Origin of the sequence: Mameliella sp. AT18 (genome assembly GCF_028807275.1) — a bacterium.
GTDB lineage: Bacteria > Pseudomonadota > Alphaproteobacteria > Rhodobacterales > Rhodobacteraceae > Antarctobacter > Antarctobacter albus.
Genome location: NZ_JARAMO010000090.1, coordinates 1 through 16,403, shown reverse-complemented (window position 1 = coordinate 16,403; position 16,403 = coordinate 1). Strand labels below are relative to the sequence as shown.

The following is a 16,403-nucleotide window of genomic DNA, read 5'->3' as shown; positions in this document are numbered from 1 at the left end:
TTCCAAGACCTTTTTCACGAAAAGCCCGAAGTCTCGCGATAAAATGCGCCCAGAAGGGTCTGTGGGATGTCGGTGAACGGGGCCGGATTCCCGGCCCCTCTCCGGGTCAGATCCGTTCGATGGCGATGGCCGTTCCTTCGCCGCCGCCGATGCAGATCGCCGCCACGCCCCGTTTCGCCCCGCGATTTTCCAGCGCGTTCAGCAGCGTGACGATGATCCGCGCTCCCGAAGCGCCGATCGGGTGGCCCAGAGCACAGGCGCCTCCGTTGACGTTCACCACATCGCGCGGCAGACCCATTTCATGCATGAAAGCCATTGGCACCACGGCAAAAGCCTCGTTCACCTCCCAGAGGTCGACATCGCCGATCTTCCAGCCGATCCGCTCCAGCAGCTTGCGCGCGGCCGGAACGGGGGCCGTGGGGAACAGGGAGGGGGCCTGCGCGTGCGATGCGTGCCCCAGGATCCTGGCCCGGGGCGTCGCCCCGGCGGCCACGGCGGCCTCCAGGGTCGACAGCACCAGTGCCGCCGCCCCGTCAGAGATCGAGGAGGAATTGGCCGCTGTCACCGTGCCATCTTTGCGGAAGGCGGGCTTCAGCATCGGGATCTTTTCGGGCCGCGCCTTGCCGGGTTGTTCGTCACGGGTGATGATTTCCTCGCCGTGCCGCATGTGCAGGGTGACAGGCGTGATCTCGTCATCGAAGGCACCAGAGCGTTCCGCGTCCAGGGCGTTGGACAGGGAGGCCAACGCATACTGGTCCTGCGCCTCGCGGGTGAACTGGAAAGCCTCGGCGCAATCCTCGGCAAAGGTGCCCATCAGGCGGCCCTTGTCATAGGCGTCCTCCAGCCCGTCGAGGAACATGTGGTCGATGACCTGTCCATGCCCGATGCGGGCGCCGCCGCGCATCTTGGGCAGCATGTAGGGCGCCTGGGTCATCGACTCCATCCCGCCTGCGACGACGGTTGCGGCATGGCCCAGCGCAAGCCGGTCCCAGGCCATCATCGCGGCCTTCATGCCGGACCCGCACATCTTGTTCAGCGTTGTGGCCGGCACCTCTTCGCCCAGTCCCGCGGCAAAACCGGCCTGGCGCGCGGGGGCCTGCCCCTGTCCCGCCGGCAGTACGCAGCCCATCAGCAGTTCGTCGACCGCGGGCCGACCCGCCTGCGACAGCGCCGCGCGGATCGCCGCGCCACCCAAAGTGCTGGCCGCCTGTTCGGCGAAAACCCCCTGAAAGCCCCCCATCGGCGTCCGCGACGCCCCGGTGATCACGACAGTTTCCATGCGAATGCCTCCCTTTACCCGGATGTGCATACAGAAAGGTAAGGATTGCCGTCTAGGGTCCTCCCGATCCATGACTTGGGGAACCGCATGAGACTTACCACAGATCACCGCGAAGGCGTGGACATCATCACGGTCGACGCAGCCCGAATCGATGCCGCCGTGGCGATTCAATTCAAGGACCGCATGCGCGAGATCCTGGGAAACGAGAAACCCCGCTACGTGCTGGACCTGAGCCAGGTCGATTTCATCGATTCCAGCGGCCTGGGCGCAATCGTCGCGGCGATGAAACTGATGCCGAAGGGCGGCAAACTGGAACTGGCCGGCCTGCGCCCCGCGGTGGACAAGGTATTCCGCATGACGCGGATGGATTCGATCTTTGCCATCCACCCCTCCGCCGAAGCCGCCGCCGGCGCTTGATCCCGGGCCGGAGCGACAGACCATGCAGGCGGAGCGGCTCGAGGACGGCGCATTCCTGGTTTGCTGCCGAATGGACAGCACGGCAGAAGATGTGCGCGCGACCCTGACAGGCATCAACGAGCTGCTGCAGGGCCAGGAAATGGCCCCGCCGCGGGACAGCAACTGGGAACTGGTGATCGCCGAAGTCCTCAACAACATCGTCGAACATGCCTATGAGGATCGGGCCGGCGGCGACATCCTGCTCCGGCTGGTGTTCTCGCCAGACAGGCTGTCGGTGGAATTCACCGATTTCGGCCAGCCCATGCCCAGTGGAACGCCCCCATCGGGCGCGCCGGTAGACCTCGATGTCTCGGTCGAGGAATTGCCGGAGGGCGGGTTTGGCTGGTTCCTGATCCGCTCGCTGTCCGAAAACCTCGACTATCATCACGACGGGGAAAGCAACCGGCTCCGCCTGTCCATCCCCCTGCGCTGAACCGGACAGCGGCGCAAGTGTCGCCGAATTGCCCGGGGCGCGCCCAAATGCGGCCCGGATTCGCAGCCATCCTGTTTCCTGTAAGCTGCATAAGGCTTCCCTCGGCGTCGCGCGTTTTCAGCCCCCACCCAGTGCGCGGCGCCGAGGACTTCCCCCCGAACATCATACATTCGTCGCCGCCCGTCGCGATCAATCCTCGCCCGGGCCGCCGGTTGATGCCCGTGCCTGCACGGTGCCATGACATTACCCGGACACCTCCACATTTCCGCCCGCATTGGCGGGCAATTTGGTCTTGTAGCTGCATATGGCTTCCCTCGGCGTCACGCGTTTTCAGCCCCCACCCAGTGCGTGATGCCGAGGTTCCTTCCTCCCGATTGACGCCGCTAGACGCCACCGTATGCTCTGCCCGGCAACAAGGGAGCAGAGAGGCAGATGCGCGATTTCCACAGACCCGGACGATCCCCCGTGCTGGCCCTGAACGGGCTCTGCGCGACCTCGCACCCGCTGGCCGCGCAGGCCGCGGTCGACATCCTGCAACGCGGCGGCAATGCGATGGACGCGGCAATCGCCGGCGCCGTCCTGCTGGGCGTGGCCGAACCGGCGATGACCGGGCTGGGCGGCGACTGTTTTGCGCTGGTCTCACCCGCAGGCGGGGACGAGGTGGTCGCGGTCAACGGATCCGGCCGCGCACCGGCGGCGGCCAACGCCGCTGCCCTGCGCGCCGAAGGCCATCAGGCGGTGCCAGTGGCCAGCGCCCATGCCGTCACCATCCCCGGCGCGGTCGATGCCTTCTGCACCATGTCCGAACGCTGGGGCCGGCTGGGCCTGGCAGACAGCCTGGCACCCGCGATCCGGGCGATGGACGACGGCGTGCCGGTGGCGCCGCGCGTCGCCTTCGACTGGGACGAGGCCCAGGGGCGCCTGCAAGGCGCGGGACGGGCACACTACCTTGACGGCGGCGCGGTGCCCGTGACCGGCGGGATCTTTCGCCTGCCCGGCAATGCCGAAGTGCTGCGCCGCATCGCGGCCGAGGGGCGCGACGGCTTCTACGCCGGAGAGGTGGCCGAGGACATGTGCGCCACGCTGAACGCCGCCGGTGGCGTGCATAGCCTGGATGATTTCGCAGCGACCGCCTGTACCATCGGCGACCCGATCTCGGGGACCTACAAGGGCCGGGAGGTCCTGGAGCATCCGCCCAACGGCCAGGGCGTGACCGCCCATCTGCTGCTGAACATCCTGTCGCATTTCGACATTGCCTTGATGGACCCGTTCGGCGCCGAGCGCATCCACATCGAGGCCGAGGCCGCCAAGCTTGCCTATGATGCCCGCAACCGTTTCCTGGCCGATGCCGATCAAATGACCCGGCTGGACCACCTGCAAAGCCCGGAAACGGCCGCGCGGCTGGCGGCACTGATCGACCCCGGTCGGGCGATGGCCTCGGCCACGACCCTGTCCGAAGAGGTACACCGCGAGACGATCTACATCACCGTGGTCGACCGCGATCGCATGGCCGTCTCGCTGATCTACTCCATCTTCAACAGCTTCGGCTCCGGGATCGCCTCCGAGAAATACGGCATCCTGTTCCAGAACCGGGGCGCCGGCTTTACCCTGGCCGAGGGGCATCCGAACGAGATGGCCGGCGGCAAGCGACCAATGCACACGATCATCCCGGGAATGCTGGTCGAAGAGGGCCGCGTGGCCATGCCCTTTGGCGTCATGGGCGGACAGTACCAGCCCAATGGTCATGCGCGCGTGCTGACCAACATGATCGATTTCGGCATGGACCCGCAGGCCGCGCTGGACGCACCACGCAGCTTTGCCGATGGCAGAAAACTGCAGCTGGAACGGGGCCATGACGAGGCGGTCTTTGCCCGGCTGGCCGAGATGGGCCACGAGATCGAGGTGCCCAGCGCCCCGATCGGCGGCGCGCAGGCGATCCGCATCCACCGGAACGGCGTGCTCGAAGGGGCATCGGACCCGCGCAAGGATGGCTGCGCGATCGGCTATTGACGAAAGGAAACGCGCCCCGGGTCAAGCCCGGGGCGCGTGTCACTTGGATCAGAAACCGCTCAGTAGGAATACTCGGCGTAGATCCGGCTGAGGTCGCCGTTCCAGTCGCCGTTATAGTGCTCCAGCAGTTCGTCCGACGGCACGCTGCCGGATTCGACACTGTCCTTGAGCGCATTCAGGAAATGCGTCTCGTTCGGGACAAGTCCACCGGCACCGGGGCGCGCACGGGCCACCAGACCCGCCTCGGCGATCTCCAGCACGTTGCGCGCCAGGTCGTGCATCCGGATATCACCGACCTGAGCCTGCAAGCCGTCACGCGTCGCCGCGAGGCGCAGGGCCTCGCGGGTTTCCGCGTCCCAGCCCTTGGCCAGGTCCCAGACCGCGTCCAGCGCGGTCTGGTCGTACATCAGCCCGACCCAGAAGGCGGGCAGCGCACAAAGACGGCGCCAGGGGCCGCCATCGGCGCCACGCATCTCGATGTATTTCTTCATCCGCGCGTCCGGGAAGGCAGTGGTCAGGTGGTCGGCCCAGTCGGACAGCGTCGGCACCTCACCCGGCAATGCCGGCAGCTTGCCTTCAAGGAAATCGCGGAAGGACATGCCAAGCGCGTCGACATACACCCCGTCGCGGTAGACAAAGTACATCGGCACATCCAGCGCGTATTCGACCCAGCGTTCGAAGCCGAAACCCTCTTCGAAGACGAAAGGCAACATGCCGGTGCGGGAATCGTCCAGCGTCTCCCAGATCTGCATCCGCTTGGATTTGACGCCCACCGGCTTGCCCTCGAAGAAAGGCGAATTGGCAAACAGCGCCGTGGCCACGGGCGACAGCGCCAGCGCGACGCGCATCTTCTGCACCATGTCCGCCTCTGACGCGAAATCGAGGTTCACCTGAACGGTGCAGGTCCGGCGCATCATCTGTTTGCCCGTCGTGCCCACCTTGTCCATGTAGGCATCCATGAGCTTGTAGCGCCCCTTGGGCATGAGCGGCATTTCCTCATGCGTCCAGATCGGCGCGGCGCCCAGACCGATGAAACCCACGCCGATCTCGTCGGCGATGTCCTTGACCTGGGCCAAGTGCTCGTTCACCTCGTCGCAGGTCTGGTGAATGGTTTCCAGCGGCGCACCCGACAGTTCCAGCGCGCCGCCCGGCTCCAGACTGACATTGGCGCCGTCCTTGGTCAGGCCGATGATGTGGCCGCCCTCGTGGACGGGATCCCAGCCGTGGCGGTCGCGCAGCCCTTCGAGCACCGCGCGGATCGAACGCTCGCCGTCGTAGGGCAAGGGTTTGAGCGAGTCCTTGCAATAGCCGAACTTCTCATGCTCGGTGCCGATGCGCCATTGGTCCTTCGGCTTGCAGCCCGAGGCCAGGTACTCTGCCAACTGATCATGAGAGGTGATCGGCCCGCCGCCGGATTGGGGAATGGACATGTTGGGGCTCCCGGTCTGCTCGCGGTTCTGAACTTAACCTGTTGTCGCCAATCCGCCAGAGTGTCAATGCAGCCTTCTGGCGGCATCGCGCACAGATGCCGCGCGCCAGATGACAACCTGGTGTGCCGCGCCCTCTTGCATCTGGCGCAACATGTGCTCTGTCCGGATGCCCGGCAGGGTGGCGAAGGCATCGAACAGCTGGTCGGCGCCCTTGGCAGTCAGGGGAATTTCAAGACGCGGCTGGCCCGGCGCCATCAGCAGCCAGACCGGCGGTTCCGAGGTCGGATCGAGGCTAAGTGCCTCGAGCGCGTCCAGATCGACGATCCCGCCCGACAGCGGCCCGAAATAGCTGACCCGACGTTCGACCACCTGCACCACGCCGGGGCCGCCGCCGCCCCGGCGAAAGCGCGCGCGCTGCACGCCGGTGACTGTCAGGGCCACGCCAAGGAGGATCACCAGGTAGCCGATCCAGTGCAGCAGCCCGCCGCCGGTGAAGAACCCCCAATAGGCACCCAGCGCCATTGTGGCGAGCCCGATCAGCGCCTCCTGCCACTGGCGCAGGGTCTGGGCGGCTTCGCGGCGGATCACCGGGGGTCTCCCAGTAGGATGGCCTTGTCCAGCATGGCGATGCGATAGCCGCCGACACGGGCAAAGCCGATGCGTTCATAGGTCTTGGCCGCCTCCGGCGATGCGGCGAACAGAATGGCGGTCGTGGCGCCCTGCCCTGCCATTTCTGCCAGAAGCGCCTGCACAACCTGCCCGCCGAACCCCTGTCCGCGCCGGTCCGGGGGAACGAAGACCCCGCCGACCTGGACCGCCTGCCCGGCCTTGGCGTTGATCGCAGCCATCGCCACGGGACTGCCGTCGCGATCCATGATGCGGATGCGCGGCGCCCCCACGGCCAGTTCGGCCCGGCGCGTTGCGGCGGCGTGCAGTTCGCCCGGCGGCGCTGTCTGCGTTTCCGTCATGTACTGCGCGAACCAGTCGGACAGCCACGGCACATCCGCCTCGGCAGGCGGGCGGACGTCGCTGCCAGGGGTCAGGCCACCGATGTCCATACGGTAGAGCGGTTCGATCCGGTTCAGCCTCCAGGCCTCTGGCGGGACGGGCAGCGCGTCCATGATCACCTGCACCTGCTCCACCTCACCGGTCATGCCCTGTAACGTGTATCCCTTCAGCAGGTGGGCATAGGTCTGCGCCTCTGTGGCCGTCAGCCCGGGCAACTGGCACATCAGGAAGCCGCCGTTGGTGCAGCCGAAGACCCCCGTGATGCCATCGCCGGTCTCACGCAGGAAAAAGGCGGTGCCATGCGGATGGGTGGTGTCCTCGGTGCCGTGCGCCTCAAGGTTGCCCAGGAGAAACATCGACGTCTCGACATGGGCGTCGAGAAAGGCCGCCATCGGGCCGATGTCTGCGGGCGTTGCCTTGCGGATCATCGCCAGTCTCCCAGGGTGGTCTGCCAGAGGGTCAGTGCTGCCACGGCGGCGGTGTCCGCACGCAGGATGCGCGGGCCAAGCGCCACCGCATGCGCATAGGGCAGCGCGTGCAGCCGGGCGCGTTCGGCATCGGAAAAGCCGCCTTCGGGCCCAATGAGAATCGCCCAGGGGGCATCGGTGTCGGGCAGGCGCGCGTGTGCCCCGGCCTGCGCCTCGTCGCAGAACATCAGCTGCCGGCCCTCGGGCCAGTCGGCCAGAAGCCGGTCCAGCCGGTGCAGCTCCGTGACCTCGGGAACGAAGGTGGCGCCGCATTGCTCGGCCGCCTCGGTGGCATGGGCCTGCAACCGGTCCTGCCGGATGCGTTCGGAATTCGTGAATTCCGTCTGGATGGGCAGGATGCGGCGCGCGCCCATCTCGACCGATTTCTCGACGATGAAATCGGTGCGCGCCTTCTTGATCGGCGCGAACATCAGCCAGAGATCGGGCGGCATCGACTGCGGCGCGATCCGGTTACGACAGACCAGCGTGCCGCCACGCTTGCCGGCCTCGACGACCTCGGCGCGGTATTCGCCGTCCTGCCCGTTGAACAGGGCCACCTGCGCGCCGTTGGTCAGCCGCATCACCCCAAAGAGATAATGCGCCTGCTCCCGCGACAGGGTCACCTGTTGTTCCTCGGCCAAAGGGTGCTCTACAAAGAGCCGGATTTTCGGTGTCACCGTCATGGAGGGGACCATATGTCCGGGACGCATCAGAGACCAGAGGCCGAAGGACAGGTCCGCGACGCAGTGCGCGGCAACTGGGTCGACAGCTGGGCGCCGCAGTGGACGCGGCCTTACCTGCGATTGAGCCGCGCGGACCGGCCCATCGGGACATGGCTGCTGTTGCTGCCCTGCTGGTGGGGACTGCTGCTGTCGATGGTCAACAACGGGCAGGCCTACTGGTTCGACCTGTGGATCTTTGCGGGCTGCGGGATCGGGGCGGTGCTGATGCGCGGGGCGGGCTGCACCTGGAACGACATCACCGACCGCGGCATCGACGGGTCGGTGGCCCGGACGGCCTCGCGCCCGATTCCCTCGGGGCAGGTGACGACGAAACAGGCCCTCGCCTGGGCGGTCATCCAGTCCCTGATCGCCTTCTGCATCCTCATCACCTTTCCGCCCGCGGCCATCGCGCTGGGGGTTCTGAGCCTCTTGCCCGTCGCGGTCTATCCCTTTGCCAAGCGGTTCACATGGTGGCCGCAGATCTTCCTGGGCATCGCCTTCAACTGGGGCGCCCTGCTGGCCTGGACCGCCCACAGCGGGCGGTTGGAACTGCCCGCGGTACTGCTGTACCTGGCCGGAATGGCGTGGACGCTGTTCTATGACACCATCTACGCCCACCAGGACAAGGAAGACGACGCCCTGATCGGGGTGAAATCCACCGCCCGCCTGTTTGGCGATGATACCCCGAAATGGCTGCGCCGGTTCCTGGTCGCAACCGTCGTGCTGATGGGACTGGCCATCGTGGCGGCAGCGCCGGACGGCAACCTGCTGGCCCTGATCCTGATGATCGGCGGCCCCTGGGCAATGGGCTGGCACATGGTCTGGCAATTGCGGCGCCTGAAGATGGACGATCACGACCGGTTGCTGAGCCTGTTCCGATCCAACCGGGACGCCGGGCTGTTGCCTGTGCTGTTTTTCGCCATCGCCCTGATCGCCTGATTGCACCCCCCGACGGGCTTGCGTATCAGTTCTGAAAAAACAAGGAAAACCCAGCGCCCATGCGCCTCTCCTCGTTAGTCATCACTGGTGGCATATTCGCCGCGGCGGGCGTGCTCAGCCTCGTGACCGCAAATTTCGCCGGCAACGCCGTGGAACGCGCCTCGTTGACCGGCGTCCTGTCCGAACTGGATTCGGACGGTCTGACCTGGGCCGAGGTCGACACCAACGGCCTTCAGGTCTTTCTTTTCGGCACCGCCCCGGACGAAGCGGCGCGCTTCCAGGCGCTGAGCGCGGCGGGGCGCGTCGTCGATGCCAGCCGGGTGATCGACCAGATGCTGGTCGAAGAGCCCGAGGCAATCGCACCACCCAGTTTCTCGGTCGAGATCCTGCGCAACGACGCCGGGATATCCGTGATCGGACTGGTCCCGGCCTCCACCGATCGCGATGCGCTGATCGAGGGTTTTCGCAGCCTTTCAGGCGACGGTCAGGTAATGGACCTTCTGGAAACCGCCGATTTCCCGGAACCCGACGGCTGGGCCGACGCGCTGGGATTTGCCTCTGCCGCCCTCAAGGACCTGCCCCGCTCCAAGATTTCCGTCGCCGCCGACCAGGTGGCGATCAAGGCCATGACCGAAAGCCCCGAGGCCCGCAGCCGGCTGGAAACCGCACTGTCCCGGCGCAAGCCTCAGGACCTGCGCCTGGCGTTGGATTTCTCGGCCCCGCGCCCGGTCATCTCTCCATTCACGCTGCGCTTTGCCATCGACGCGGACGGCGCACGGTTCGACGCCTGCTCCGCCGATACAGAGACCGGTCGCGACCGTATCCTGCGGGCCGCCGCCCAGGCCGGCCTCGAAGGCAAGGCAAGCTGCCGGCTGGGTCTGGGCGTGCCGTCGCGCCGCTGGGCCGACGCGGTGGAAATCGGCATTGCCAAGCTGGCGGAACTGGGCGGAGGCACGCTGACCTTCTCGAATGCGGACGTATCCCTTGTCGCGCTGGAAGGCACCAACCAGGCCCTGTTCGACCGGGTTGTCGGCGAGCTGGATGCCGCGCTGCCCGATCTCTTTGCCCTGACCGCCGACCTGCCCAAGGCACCCGAGGCGGAACCCGAGGGCGCACCGGATTTCGTGGCCACGCTCAGCCCCGAGGGGGCCGTGCAGCTGCGCGGGCGGCTGGGCACGGAACAGGCCCGCGCCACGGCGGACAGTTTTGCCCGGGCGCTTTTCAGCTCCGAGGCTGTCTACACCGCGGCCCGCGTCACAGAGGGCGTGCCCGGGGACTGGACGGTGCGGGTTCTCGCCGGTCTCGACGCTTTGGCGCTGTTGTCGCATGGCGCGGTCACGGTGACACCCGACCTTGTGACCGTCACCGGCAAGACCGGCAACACGGAGGCCAGCGCCCAGATCGCGGATTTGCTGGTGGCCAAGCTGGGTGAAGCCGCGGCCTTCGAGATCGACGTGGAATACGTCGAGGCGCTGGACCCGGTTGCCGGCCTGCCCACGCCCGAGGAATGCGAGGCGATGATCGTCGAGATCATCGGCGACAGAAAGATCACCTTCGAGCCCGGTTCCGCCCGGCTGGATGCCTCGGCCGAGGACATCATGGACGAACTGGCCGACCTGCTGAAGCAATGTGGCGACATCGCGCTGGAAATCGGTGGTCACACCGACAGCCAGGGCCGCGAGATCATGAACCAGGAGCTGAGCCGCGACCGCGCCCAGGCGGTTCTGGACGCCCTGCGCGCGCGGCGGGTTCCCACGCGGTCCTACACCGCCAAGGGCTATGGCGAGACGATCCCGATTGCCGACAATGGCACCGAGGAAGGCCGCGAGGCCAACCGCCGGATCGAATTCAAGCTCTTGAAACCCGAACCGGAAGAGGGTGAAGAAGGGGCGGAACCGGGCGATTCGGACCCGGCCGCGGATTCAGATCCTGTTGCGGCAGACGCCGACCCGGAAACGGTGGACGCGCCCCCCGCAATCGAACCCGGTGCACCGGCAGAGGCGCAACCGGATCCGGAACTGGGCAGGATCAGGCCGCCAAAGGGCAGAGGAACTGGGGATGAATAGGACCGAATTCATCGTGACGACCGCAGCGATCCTCTTCGTTGCCTTCCTGCTGGGCTGGTTCGCCCATTGGCTGGTGCATCGGTTCAAGCGCGTCAGCCAGGCCGACATGGACCAGCTGGAAAAGATGAGCCAGGAGTTGCACGAGGCCGAGGAAACGCGCGACCAGGCCATCACTTACCTGCAACAGCGCGAGGCCGAGCTGACCAACCAGCTGGCCCAGACCGAGGCCGAGCTGTCGGCGGCGATGGAGGGCCTGCGCGAGGCGCGTTCGGACGCCGAGGAAATGCGCGCCCACGTCGAGCGGATGAACCAGCAGGCCTGAAACGGGCCTGAGGGCCCCGGCCCTTTCCAGAGCGGTCGGTATATGGGATGAGCGGGTCGACAATCGCTCGACGAGGACCCGCCGACATGACCCAGATCATCACCGCCCTTTCCGAAATCTCCGACCGTTACGACGCGCTCTTCGTCGATCTCTGGGGTTGCGTGCACAACGGCGTGCAGGCGATCCCCTCGGCCGTCGAGGCGCTGCAGGGCTACCGCCAGCGCGGCGGCTGCGTGATCCTCGTGACCAACGCCCCTCGCTCTCGCCACGAGGTCGCCAAGCAACTGGACCGTTTCGGCGTGCCTCAGGATGCCTGGGACGACATTGCCACCTCCGGCGACAGCGCCCGGGCCGCGATGTTCCGCGGCGCCGTCGGGCGCAAGGTCTGGTTCATGGGGCAGGCCTTTGACCATTCCTTCTTTGAACCGCTCAAGATCATCGAGGACCCGGTCGAGATCGAGCGGGTCGAGCTGGACGAAGCCGAGGGCATCATCTGCTGCGGTCCCTTCGACCCCCACGCCGACCCCGAGGTGAACCGCCCGGAATTCCTCTATGCCAAGCAGAAGGGCATCAAGCTGCTCTGCGCCAATCCCGACATCGTCGTCGACCGGGGCGAGCGGCGGGAATGGTGTGCGGGCGCGCTGGCGAAACTTTATACCGAGATGGGCGGCGAGAGCCTGTATTTCGGCAAACCGCATCCGCCGATCTACGACTTGGCCCGCCGCCGCCTTGCCGAACACCGCAAGGGTGTGCCGGACGCGGGCATCCTGGCCATCGGCGACGGCGCGCATACCGACATCGACGGGGCGATGGGCGAGGATATCGATTCCCTCTTCATCAGCGGCGGATTGGCGCGGGCAGAGACCAAAACGACGCAGCAACCCGACCCAGACGCGCTAAAGGCCTATACCGAAAAGGAAATGATCAATCCCATCTTCACCATTGGAACGCTTCGATGAGGCAGATTTTGCTTGCCTTTGCTGCAACCGCAAAGTAATAAAATTACCGAAAGCGCGGACAACCCGCGCATTTATTACCGTACGGTTTGCACATGGAGGGCCGGATGTTGGACAATATGCCCCGCGGCACGATCTGCATCGAAGACATCGAAATGGGGATGACCCGCTACCTGCGCAAACAGGTGACGGATCAGGACATCGAGATGTTCGCCGAGGTCTCGACCGACCGGAACCCGGTGCACCTGGATGACGACTATGCCCAGGACACGATCTTCGAAGGGCGCATCGCCCACGGAATGCTGACCGCCGGCCTGATCTCTGCCGTCATCGGCGAGCAGCTGCCGGGTCACGGCACGGTCTACATGGGCCAGACGCTGAAATTCCTTGGCCCCGTGCGCCCCGGCGACATGGTCTATGCAGAGGTCAAGGTGATCGACATCGACCACGCCAAGCGCCGCGTGACGCTGGAAACCCATTGCTCGGTCGATGGCAAGAAGGTGCTGATCGGCGAGGCCAAGGTGCTGGCGCCGTCGCGCAAGTTCGACTGATCGGTCGGCCCTCTGGCCATCAGTACGCGTCTTGAGCGCCCCGCGTGCCGGACCTATGGTCCGGCACGATTCATTTTCCCGAGGGCTTTCATGATACGCTGTCTTTCCCTGTTTCTCCTCGCCGCCGGACCGGTTGCCGCCGACTGTTCCACGTCCGACGCCACCTTTGTCCAGTGTCGTATCGCGGGGTCAACGAAGATCCTCGAGGTCTGCGCGGAGCAGGATGCCGCCGTCTATCGCTTTGGCCCTGCTGGGCGCCCAGAGATGGAGCTGTTCGAACCCTATGCCATGCTCGACTACCAGCCCTGGCCAGGTGTCGGACGGGACATCTGGGAAGAGGTCAGTTTTCGCAAGGAAGAATACGGCTATACCGTCTTCGCCGGGGTCGAACGGCAAGTCGGTGCCACCGAAACGTCGCAACGCTTTGGCGGCGTGACCGTCTCCAAGGACGGAAAGGACCTCGCCCGGCTGGAATGCGATCCGGATACGGTGACCTTCGGGTTCGGAACGGGTTTGTCGGACGGCAAGTCCCGCGCTGGCTATCGCTGGTTGCCGGGCGAGGGCTGGGTACGCTGATCCCGCCGGGCGGCTCTTCGGCCGGTCCCGTCCGCATAGCACGCGCGTCCCTCGACGGTCGCGCGTACCTTATAGCGTGCCCTCAACCCTAGCGGGCACGGAAGCCGCGGACGCGGCAACTTTCAGATATTATTCAGAACTTCTTCAGGACATGCCCCCGGGGCCAAACCGTAGGATCGACGCCATATTTCAGCGGAGGTCCATTCATGATAGAACTAGTCTTTGTTACCTGCCTACTCCTTGACCGCGGTCACTGCGAAGAACGGCACTTCCTTTTCCAGGACGTCAGCCTGATGGCCTGCATGCTGCACGGACAGGCCGAGCTTGCAAAATGGACGAACAGCCACCCGGGCTGGCGCCTGCACAGCTGGAAGTGTCGCATCCACGATCCGCGCCAGGCAGACGCCTGACATCCTCAGCGCAGGGCGTCGAAACCGAAACCTGCCGGGATGGCATCGCGCCCCTCCAGCATCAGGTCAGCCATGACCTCGCCCACCTTGGGCGCCATGCCAAAACCGATCTTGAACCCGCCGTTGGCCACGAAATGCCCGGCACGTCCCGGCCAGCCCCCCAGAAGGGGCGCCCGAGAGCGGGCGCGCGGGCGGACTCCGGCCCAACGCTCCAGCACGGCGGCGCCATGCAGGGCAGGCACTGCCGCATATGCGCGATCGACCAGCGCCTGGCACTGATCATCCACCGACAGCGGATCGTCAAAGTCACGCTCCGAGGTCGAGCCTACGGCCACGGTCCCATCTGCATGGGGGACGATGTGCAGCCCATCGACGAACAACTGCGGATCGTCCTGCGCCGCGTAGCGAAGGAGCACCGCCTGCCCTTTCACCCCGTCTCCGACCTTGCGGCCCAGCGCCTCGGTCAGGTCGTGAAGGCCCCTCCAGCCCGTCGCCCAGACCACGGCCCCCGCGTCCGGCGCCTCGGTCACGATCTCGACGCCGGACACCTCCAGCGCTGCCACCAGTGCGGCGCAGGCGCGGCGCGGACACATGCGGGCCGTCAGAGTATCACGGATCAGCATGCCCGAAGGGGTCTGCGGTGACAGACCGGACAGCCCCTCGGCCGGGATCACCTCCCAATGCGCCCTGCCCTGCCAAAGCGCCTCGGCCCCCTCGGCACGGGTTCGGGCCAGGGCGATGGCGGCTTCATCCGCAAGCGGCTGCAACCGGCCGGTGCGGGCATAGCCGGGACTGACGCCGCCGGTTTCCCCGACCCTCGCCCAGAACCCTTCTGCCATCAGCAGGCTGTCGAGCTGAAAGGCCTTCTTCTCGTTCCAGTTCTCGGGCACATGCGGCGCCAGCGCGCCGACGATCCCGCCCGACGACCCGGCCCCCGGGCCATAGGGGTCGACGACGCGCACCTTCGCGCCCCGCCGCGTGCAGGCCCAGGCCACCGACAGGCCGAAGATCCCCGCCCCGCGCACCGTCACCTCGACGCTTGCCATTGCCTGCCCTCCTCGTCAGAACTCGGCCCGTTGATAAGGAAGAATGCCATGCCCGACCAGAGCAGCGATCTGGACTGGCGGGACGAGATCCCGGTCTCGACCCGTTTCGACGACCCCTATTACAGCCTGGAAAACGGGCTGGCCGAAACCGCGCATGTCTTCCTGTCGGGCAACGGCCTGCCGGACCGGTTCCGCGACGGGTTCCGGATCGCAGAGCTGGGGTTTGGCACCGGGCTGAACCTTCTGGCCGCGCTGCGGCTCTGGCGCGCCTCCGGTCAAACCGGCGTCCTGCATTTCACGACTTTCGAGGCCTTCCCCCTGTCGCCCGCCGAAATGACACGCGCACAGGCAAGGTTCCCGGAGATCGAAGATCTTGCCGACGCGCTGGCGCCGCACTGGGGACAGGCGCGTTTTGACCTGCCCGACCTGCACTTCGAGATGATCCAAGGCGACGCCCGCGAAACCCTGCCGCGCTGGGACGGTCTGGCCGATGCCTGGTTCCTCGACGGGTTCTCGCCGGCCAAGAACCCCGAGCTTTGGGACGCGGATCTGATGGCAGAGGTCGCCCGGCACATGCCCCCCGGCGCCACAGCGGCGACCTACACGGCAGCCGGCCACGTCCGCCGCGCCCTTGCGGCAGCGGGGCTTGAGGTCACACGCGTGGCGGGATATGGCCGGAAACGTCACATGACGACAGCCCTAAAACCGCCGGTCCCCGGCTGACCCCGCGCGACGGGGCCATGCCACGCGACGGCGCGACCCCGGACATATCGCAATGGCTCAGCAGAACACGCGCCTCGGCATCTGGCTCATGGTGGCCACCACCTTCGTCTTTGCCCTGCAGGACGGCATTTCGCGCCACCTGGCGGGGGAATACAACGTCATGATGGTGGTGATGATCCGTTACTGGTTCTTCGCCGCCTTCGTGCTGACGGTGGCGGGCCGCAAGGCGGGGGGCCTGCGCGCGGCGGCGCAAAGCGCCTTTCCCTGGCTGCAGGTCTTTCGCGGTGCGCTCCTGGTGGTCGAGATCAACGTGATGGTCTTGGCCTTCGTCTTCCTCGGTCTGGTCGAAAGCCACGCTGTCTTTGCCGCCTATCCGCTGCTTGTGGCCGCGCTGTCCGGCCCGGTGCTGGGCGAACACGTCGGCTGGCGCCGCTGGACGGCCATCGCGGTGGGCTTTGTCGGGGTCATCATCATCCTGCAGCCCTCGGGCGGGGTCTTCTCACCCTATGCCGCCATCCCGTTGCTGGCGGCGCTGATGTTCGCCCTATACGCATTGCTGACGCGCTACGTTGCGCGGGGGGACAGTTCCGCCACCTCGTTCTTTTACACCGGCGTGTCCGGCGTCGTCGTGGCCACGGCGATCGGGGGCTGGTTCTGGGTGCCCATGACCGGACCGGACTGGGCCTGGATGGGCCTCCTGTGCCTGACCGGCGCAGCGGGACACTACCTGATGATCCGCGTCTACGAGGTGGCCGAGGCCAGCGCGGTTCAGCCCTTTGCCTACCTGCAACTGGTCTTTGCCAGCACCCTCGGGCTGGTCGTCTTTGGCGAGACGCTGCGCTGGAACGTGGTCTTCGGTGCCGGGATGATCGTGGCGGCCGGGCTCTTTACCCTGTGGCGCGCACGTCAGAAAGAGGGTTGAAGACCCCAAGGCACCCGCCGTGTTTCTTTGGGCTCCAAATACCTCAGGGGTGAATGGACCGCAGGTCCAGAGGGGGCAGCGCCCCCT

The 16,403-nt window shown here is 66.3% G+C and carries 18 protein-coding genes; 12 read left to right on the top strand and 6 right to left on the bottom strand.

Going from position 1 to position 16,403, the window contains the following annotated elements:
* Positions 1 to 106 precede the first annotated feature (106 nt).
* Positions 107 to 1,279: an acetyl-CoA C-acyltransferase gene (locus PVW46_RS12900; RefSeq protein WP_069209244.1), complete on the bottom strand. Its 1,173-nt coding sequence runs from the start codon at positions 1,277 to 1,279 to the stop codon at positions 107 to 109.
* Between the two features lie 87 nt (positions 1,280 to 1,366).
* Here PVW46_RS12900 and PVW46_RS12895 point away from each other — a divergent pair, with 87 nt between their 5' ends.
* The 3 genes from PVW46_RS12895 to PVW46_RS12885 all read left to right on the top strand — a co-directional run bounded on the left by PVW46_RS12895 (position 1,367) and on the right by PVW46_RS12885 (position 4,178).
* Positions 1,367 to 1,696, top strand: coding sequence for an STAS domain-containing protein (locus PVW46_RS12895; protein ID WP_069209245.1), 330 nt, complete (start codon positions 1,367 to 1,369; stop codon positions 1,694 to 1,696).
* Between the two features lie 70 nt (positions 1,697 to 1,766).
* The gene (locus PVW46_RS12890; protein ID WP_043136732.1) at positions 1,767 to 2,168 is read left to right on the top strand and encodes an ATP-binding protein; all 402 of its coding nucleotides are present in this window, start codon (positions 1,767 to 1,769) and stop codon (positions 2,166 to 2,168) included.
* Between the two features lie 432 nt (positions 2,169 to 2,600).
* Entirely contained in the window at positions 2,601 to 4,178 is a 1,578-nt protein-coding gene (locus PVW46_RS12885) for a gamma-glutamyltransferase family protein (protein WP_069209246.1), read from the top strand.
* Positions 4,179 to 4,237: 59 nt separating this feature from the next.
* Here the strand turns inward: PVW46_RS12885 and PVW46_RS12880 are convergent, their stop codons facing one another.
* From PVW46_RS12880 to PVW46_RS12865, 4 genes are all read right to left on the bottom strand, one after another.
* Positions 4,238 to 5,608, bottom strand: coding sequence for a glutamate--cysteine ligase (locus tag PVW46_RS12880; protein WP_069209247.1), 1,371 nt, complete (start codon positions 5,606 to 5,608; stop codon positions 4,238 to 4,240).
* 63 nt (positions 5,609 to 5,671) lie between these two features.
* Positions 5,672 to 6,196, bottom strand: coding sequence for a hypothetical protein (locus PVW46_RS12875; protein WP_043136172.1), 525 nt, complete (start codon positions 6,194 to 6,196; stop codon positions 5,672 to 5,674).
* Positions 6,193 to 7,044 carry a GNAT family N-acetyltransferase gene (locus tag PVW46_RS12870; RefSeq protein ID WP_069209248.1) on the bottom strand — a complete coding sequence of 284 codons (852 nt, stop codon included), beginning with the start codon at positions 7,042 to 7,044 and terminating at the stop codon, positions 6,193 to 6,195. The genes PVW46_RS12875 and PVW46_RS12870 overlap by 4 nt, the downstream gene beginning before the upstream one ends.
* Positions 7,041 to 7,760: a 16S rRNA (uracil(1498)-N(3))-methyltransferase gene (locus PVW46_RS12865; RefSeq protein ID WP_274576117.1), complete on the bottom strand. Its 720-nt coding sequence runs from the start codon at positions 7,758 to 7,760 to the stop codon at positions 7,041 to 7,043. The genes PVW46_RS12870 and PVW46_RS12865 overlap by 4 nt, the downstream gene beginning before the upstream one ends.
* 18 nt (positions 7,761 to 7,778) lie before the next feature.
* Here PVW46_RS12865 and ubiA point away from each other — a divergent pair, with 18 nt between their 5' ends.
* The 7 genes from ubiA to PVW46_RS12830 all read left to right on the top strand — a co-directional run bounded on the left by ubiA (position 7,779) and on the right by PVW46_RS12830 (position 13,625).
* Positions 7,779 to 8,744 carry a 4-hydroxybenzoate octaprenyltransferase gene (gene ubiA, locus PVW46_RS12860; RefSeq protein WP_069209249.1) on the top strand — a complete coding sequence of 322 codons (966 nt, stop codon included), beginning with the start codon at positions 7,779 to 7,781 and terminating at the stop codon, positions 8,742 to 8,744.
* 59 nt (positions 8,745 to 8,803) lie between these two features.
* Positions 8,804 to 10,810, top strand: coding sequence for an OmpA family protein (locus tag PVW46_RS12855; RefSeq protein WP_083242257.1), 2,007 nt, complete (start codon positions 8,804 to 8,806; stop codon positions 10,808 to 10,810).
* Positions 10,803 to 11,132, top strand: a complete 330-nt coding sequence (locus tag PVW46_RS12850; RefSeq protein WP_043136725.1) for a hypothetical protein — start codon at positions 10,803 to 10,805, stop codon at positions 11,130 to 11,132. Before PVW46_RS12855 ends, PVW46_RS12850 begins: the two co-directional genes overlap by 8 nt.
* Before the next feature lie 86 nt (positions 11,133 to 11,218).
* Positions 11,219 to 12,091 carry a TIGR01459 family HAD-type hydrolase gene (locus PVW46_RS12845; protein WP_043136162.1) on the top strand — a complete coding sequence of 291 codons (873 nt, stop codon included), beginning with the start codon at positions 11,219 to 11,221 and terminating at the stop codon, positions 12,089 to 12,091.
* Between the two features lie 104 nt (positions 12,092 to 12,195).
* Positions 12,196 to 12,639, top strand: a complete 444-nt coding sequence (locus PVW46_RS12840) for a MaoC family dehydratase (protein WP_043136158.1) — start codon at positions 12,196 to 12,198, stop codon at positions 12,637 to 12,639.
* A gap of 90 nt (positions 12,640 to 12,729) precedes the next feature.
* Positions 12,730 to 13,215, top strand: coding sequence for a hypothetical protein (locus tag PVW46_RS12835; protein WP_069209250.1), 486 nt, complete (start codon positions 12,730 to 12,732; stop codon positions 13,213 to 13,215).
* 206 nt (positions 13,216 to 13,421) lie between these two features.
* Positions 13,422 to 13,625, top strand: coding sequence for a hypothetical protein (locus PVW46_RS12830; protein WP_069209251.1), 204 nt, complete (start codon positions 13,422 to 13,424; stop codon positions 13,623 to 13,625).
* Positions 13,626 to 13,630: 5 nt separating this feature from the next.
* Here the strand turns inward: PVW46_RS12830 and PVW46_RS12825 are convergent, their stop codons facing one another.
* Positions 13,631 to 14,671: an NAD(P)/FAD-dependent oxidoreductase gene (locus tag PVW46_RS12825; protein WP_069209252.1), complete on the bottom strand. Its 1,041-nt coding sequence runs from the start codon at positions 14,669 to 14,671 to the stop codon at positions 13,631 to 13,633.
* 48 nt (positions 14,672 to 14,719) lie between these two features.
* Between PVW46_RS12825 and mnmC2 the strand changes: the two genes are divergently transcribed.
* Entirely contained in the window at positions 14,720 to 15,394 is a 675-nt protein-coding gene (gene mnmC2, locus PVW46_RS12820; RefSeq protein ID WP_069209253.1) for a tRNA (5-methylaminomethyl-2-thiouridine)(34)-methyltransferase MnmC2, read from the top strand.
* Between the two features lie 52 nt (positions 15,395 to 15,446).
* Positions 15,447 to 16,316 (top strand): DMT family transporter, encoded by an 870-nt coding sequence (locus PVW46_RS12815; RefSeq protein WP_043136146.1) that lies wholly within the window; start codon positions 15,447 to 15,449, stop codon positions 16,314 to 16,316.
* Positions 16,317 to 16,403: the final 87 nt, after the last annotated feature.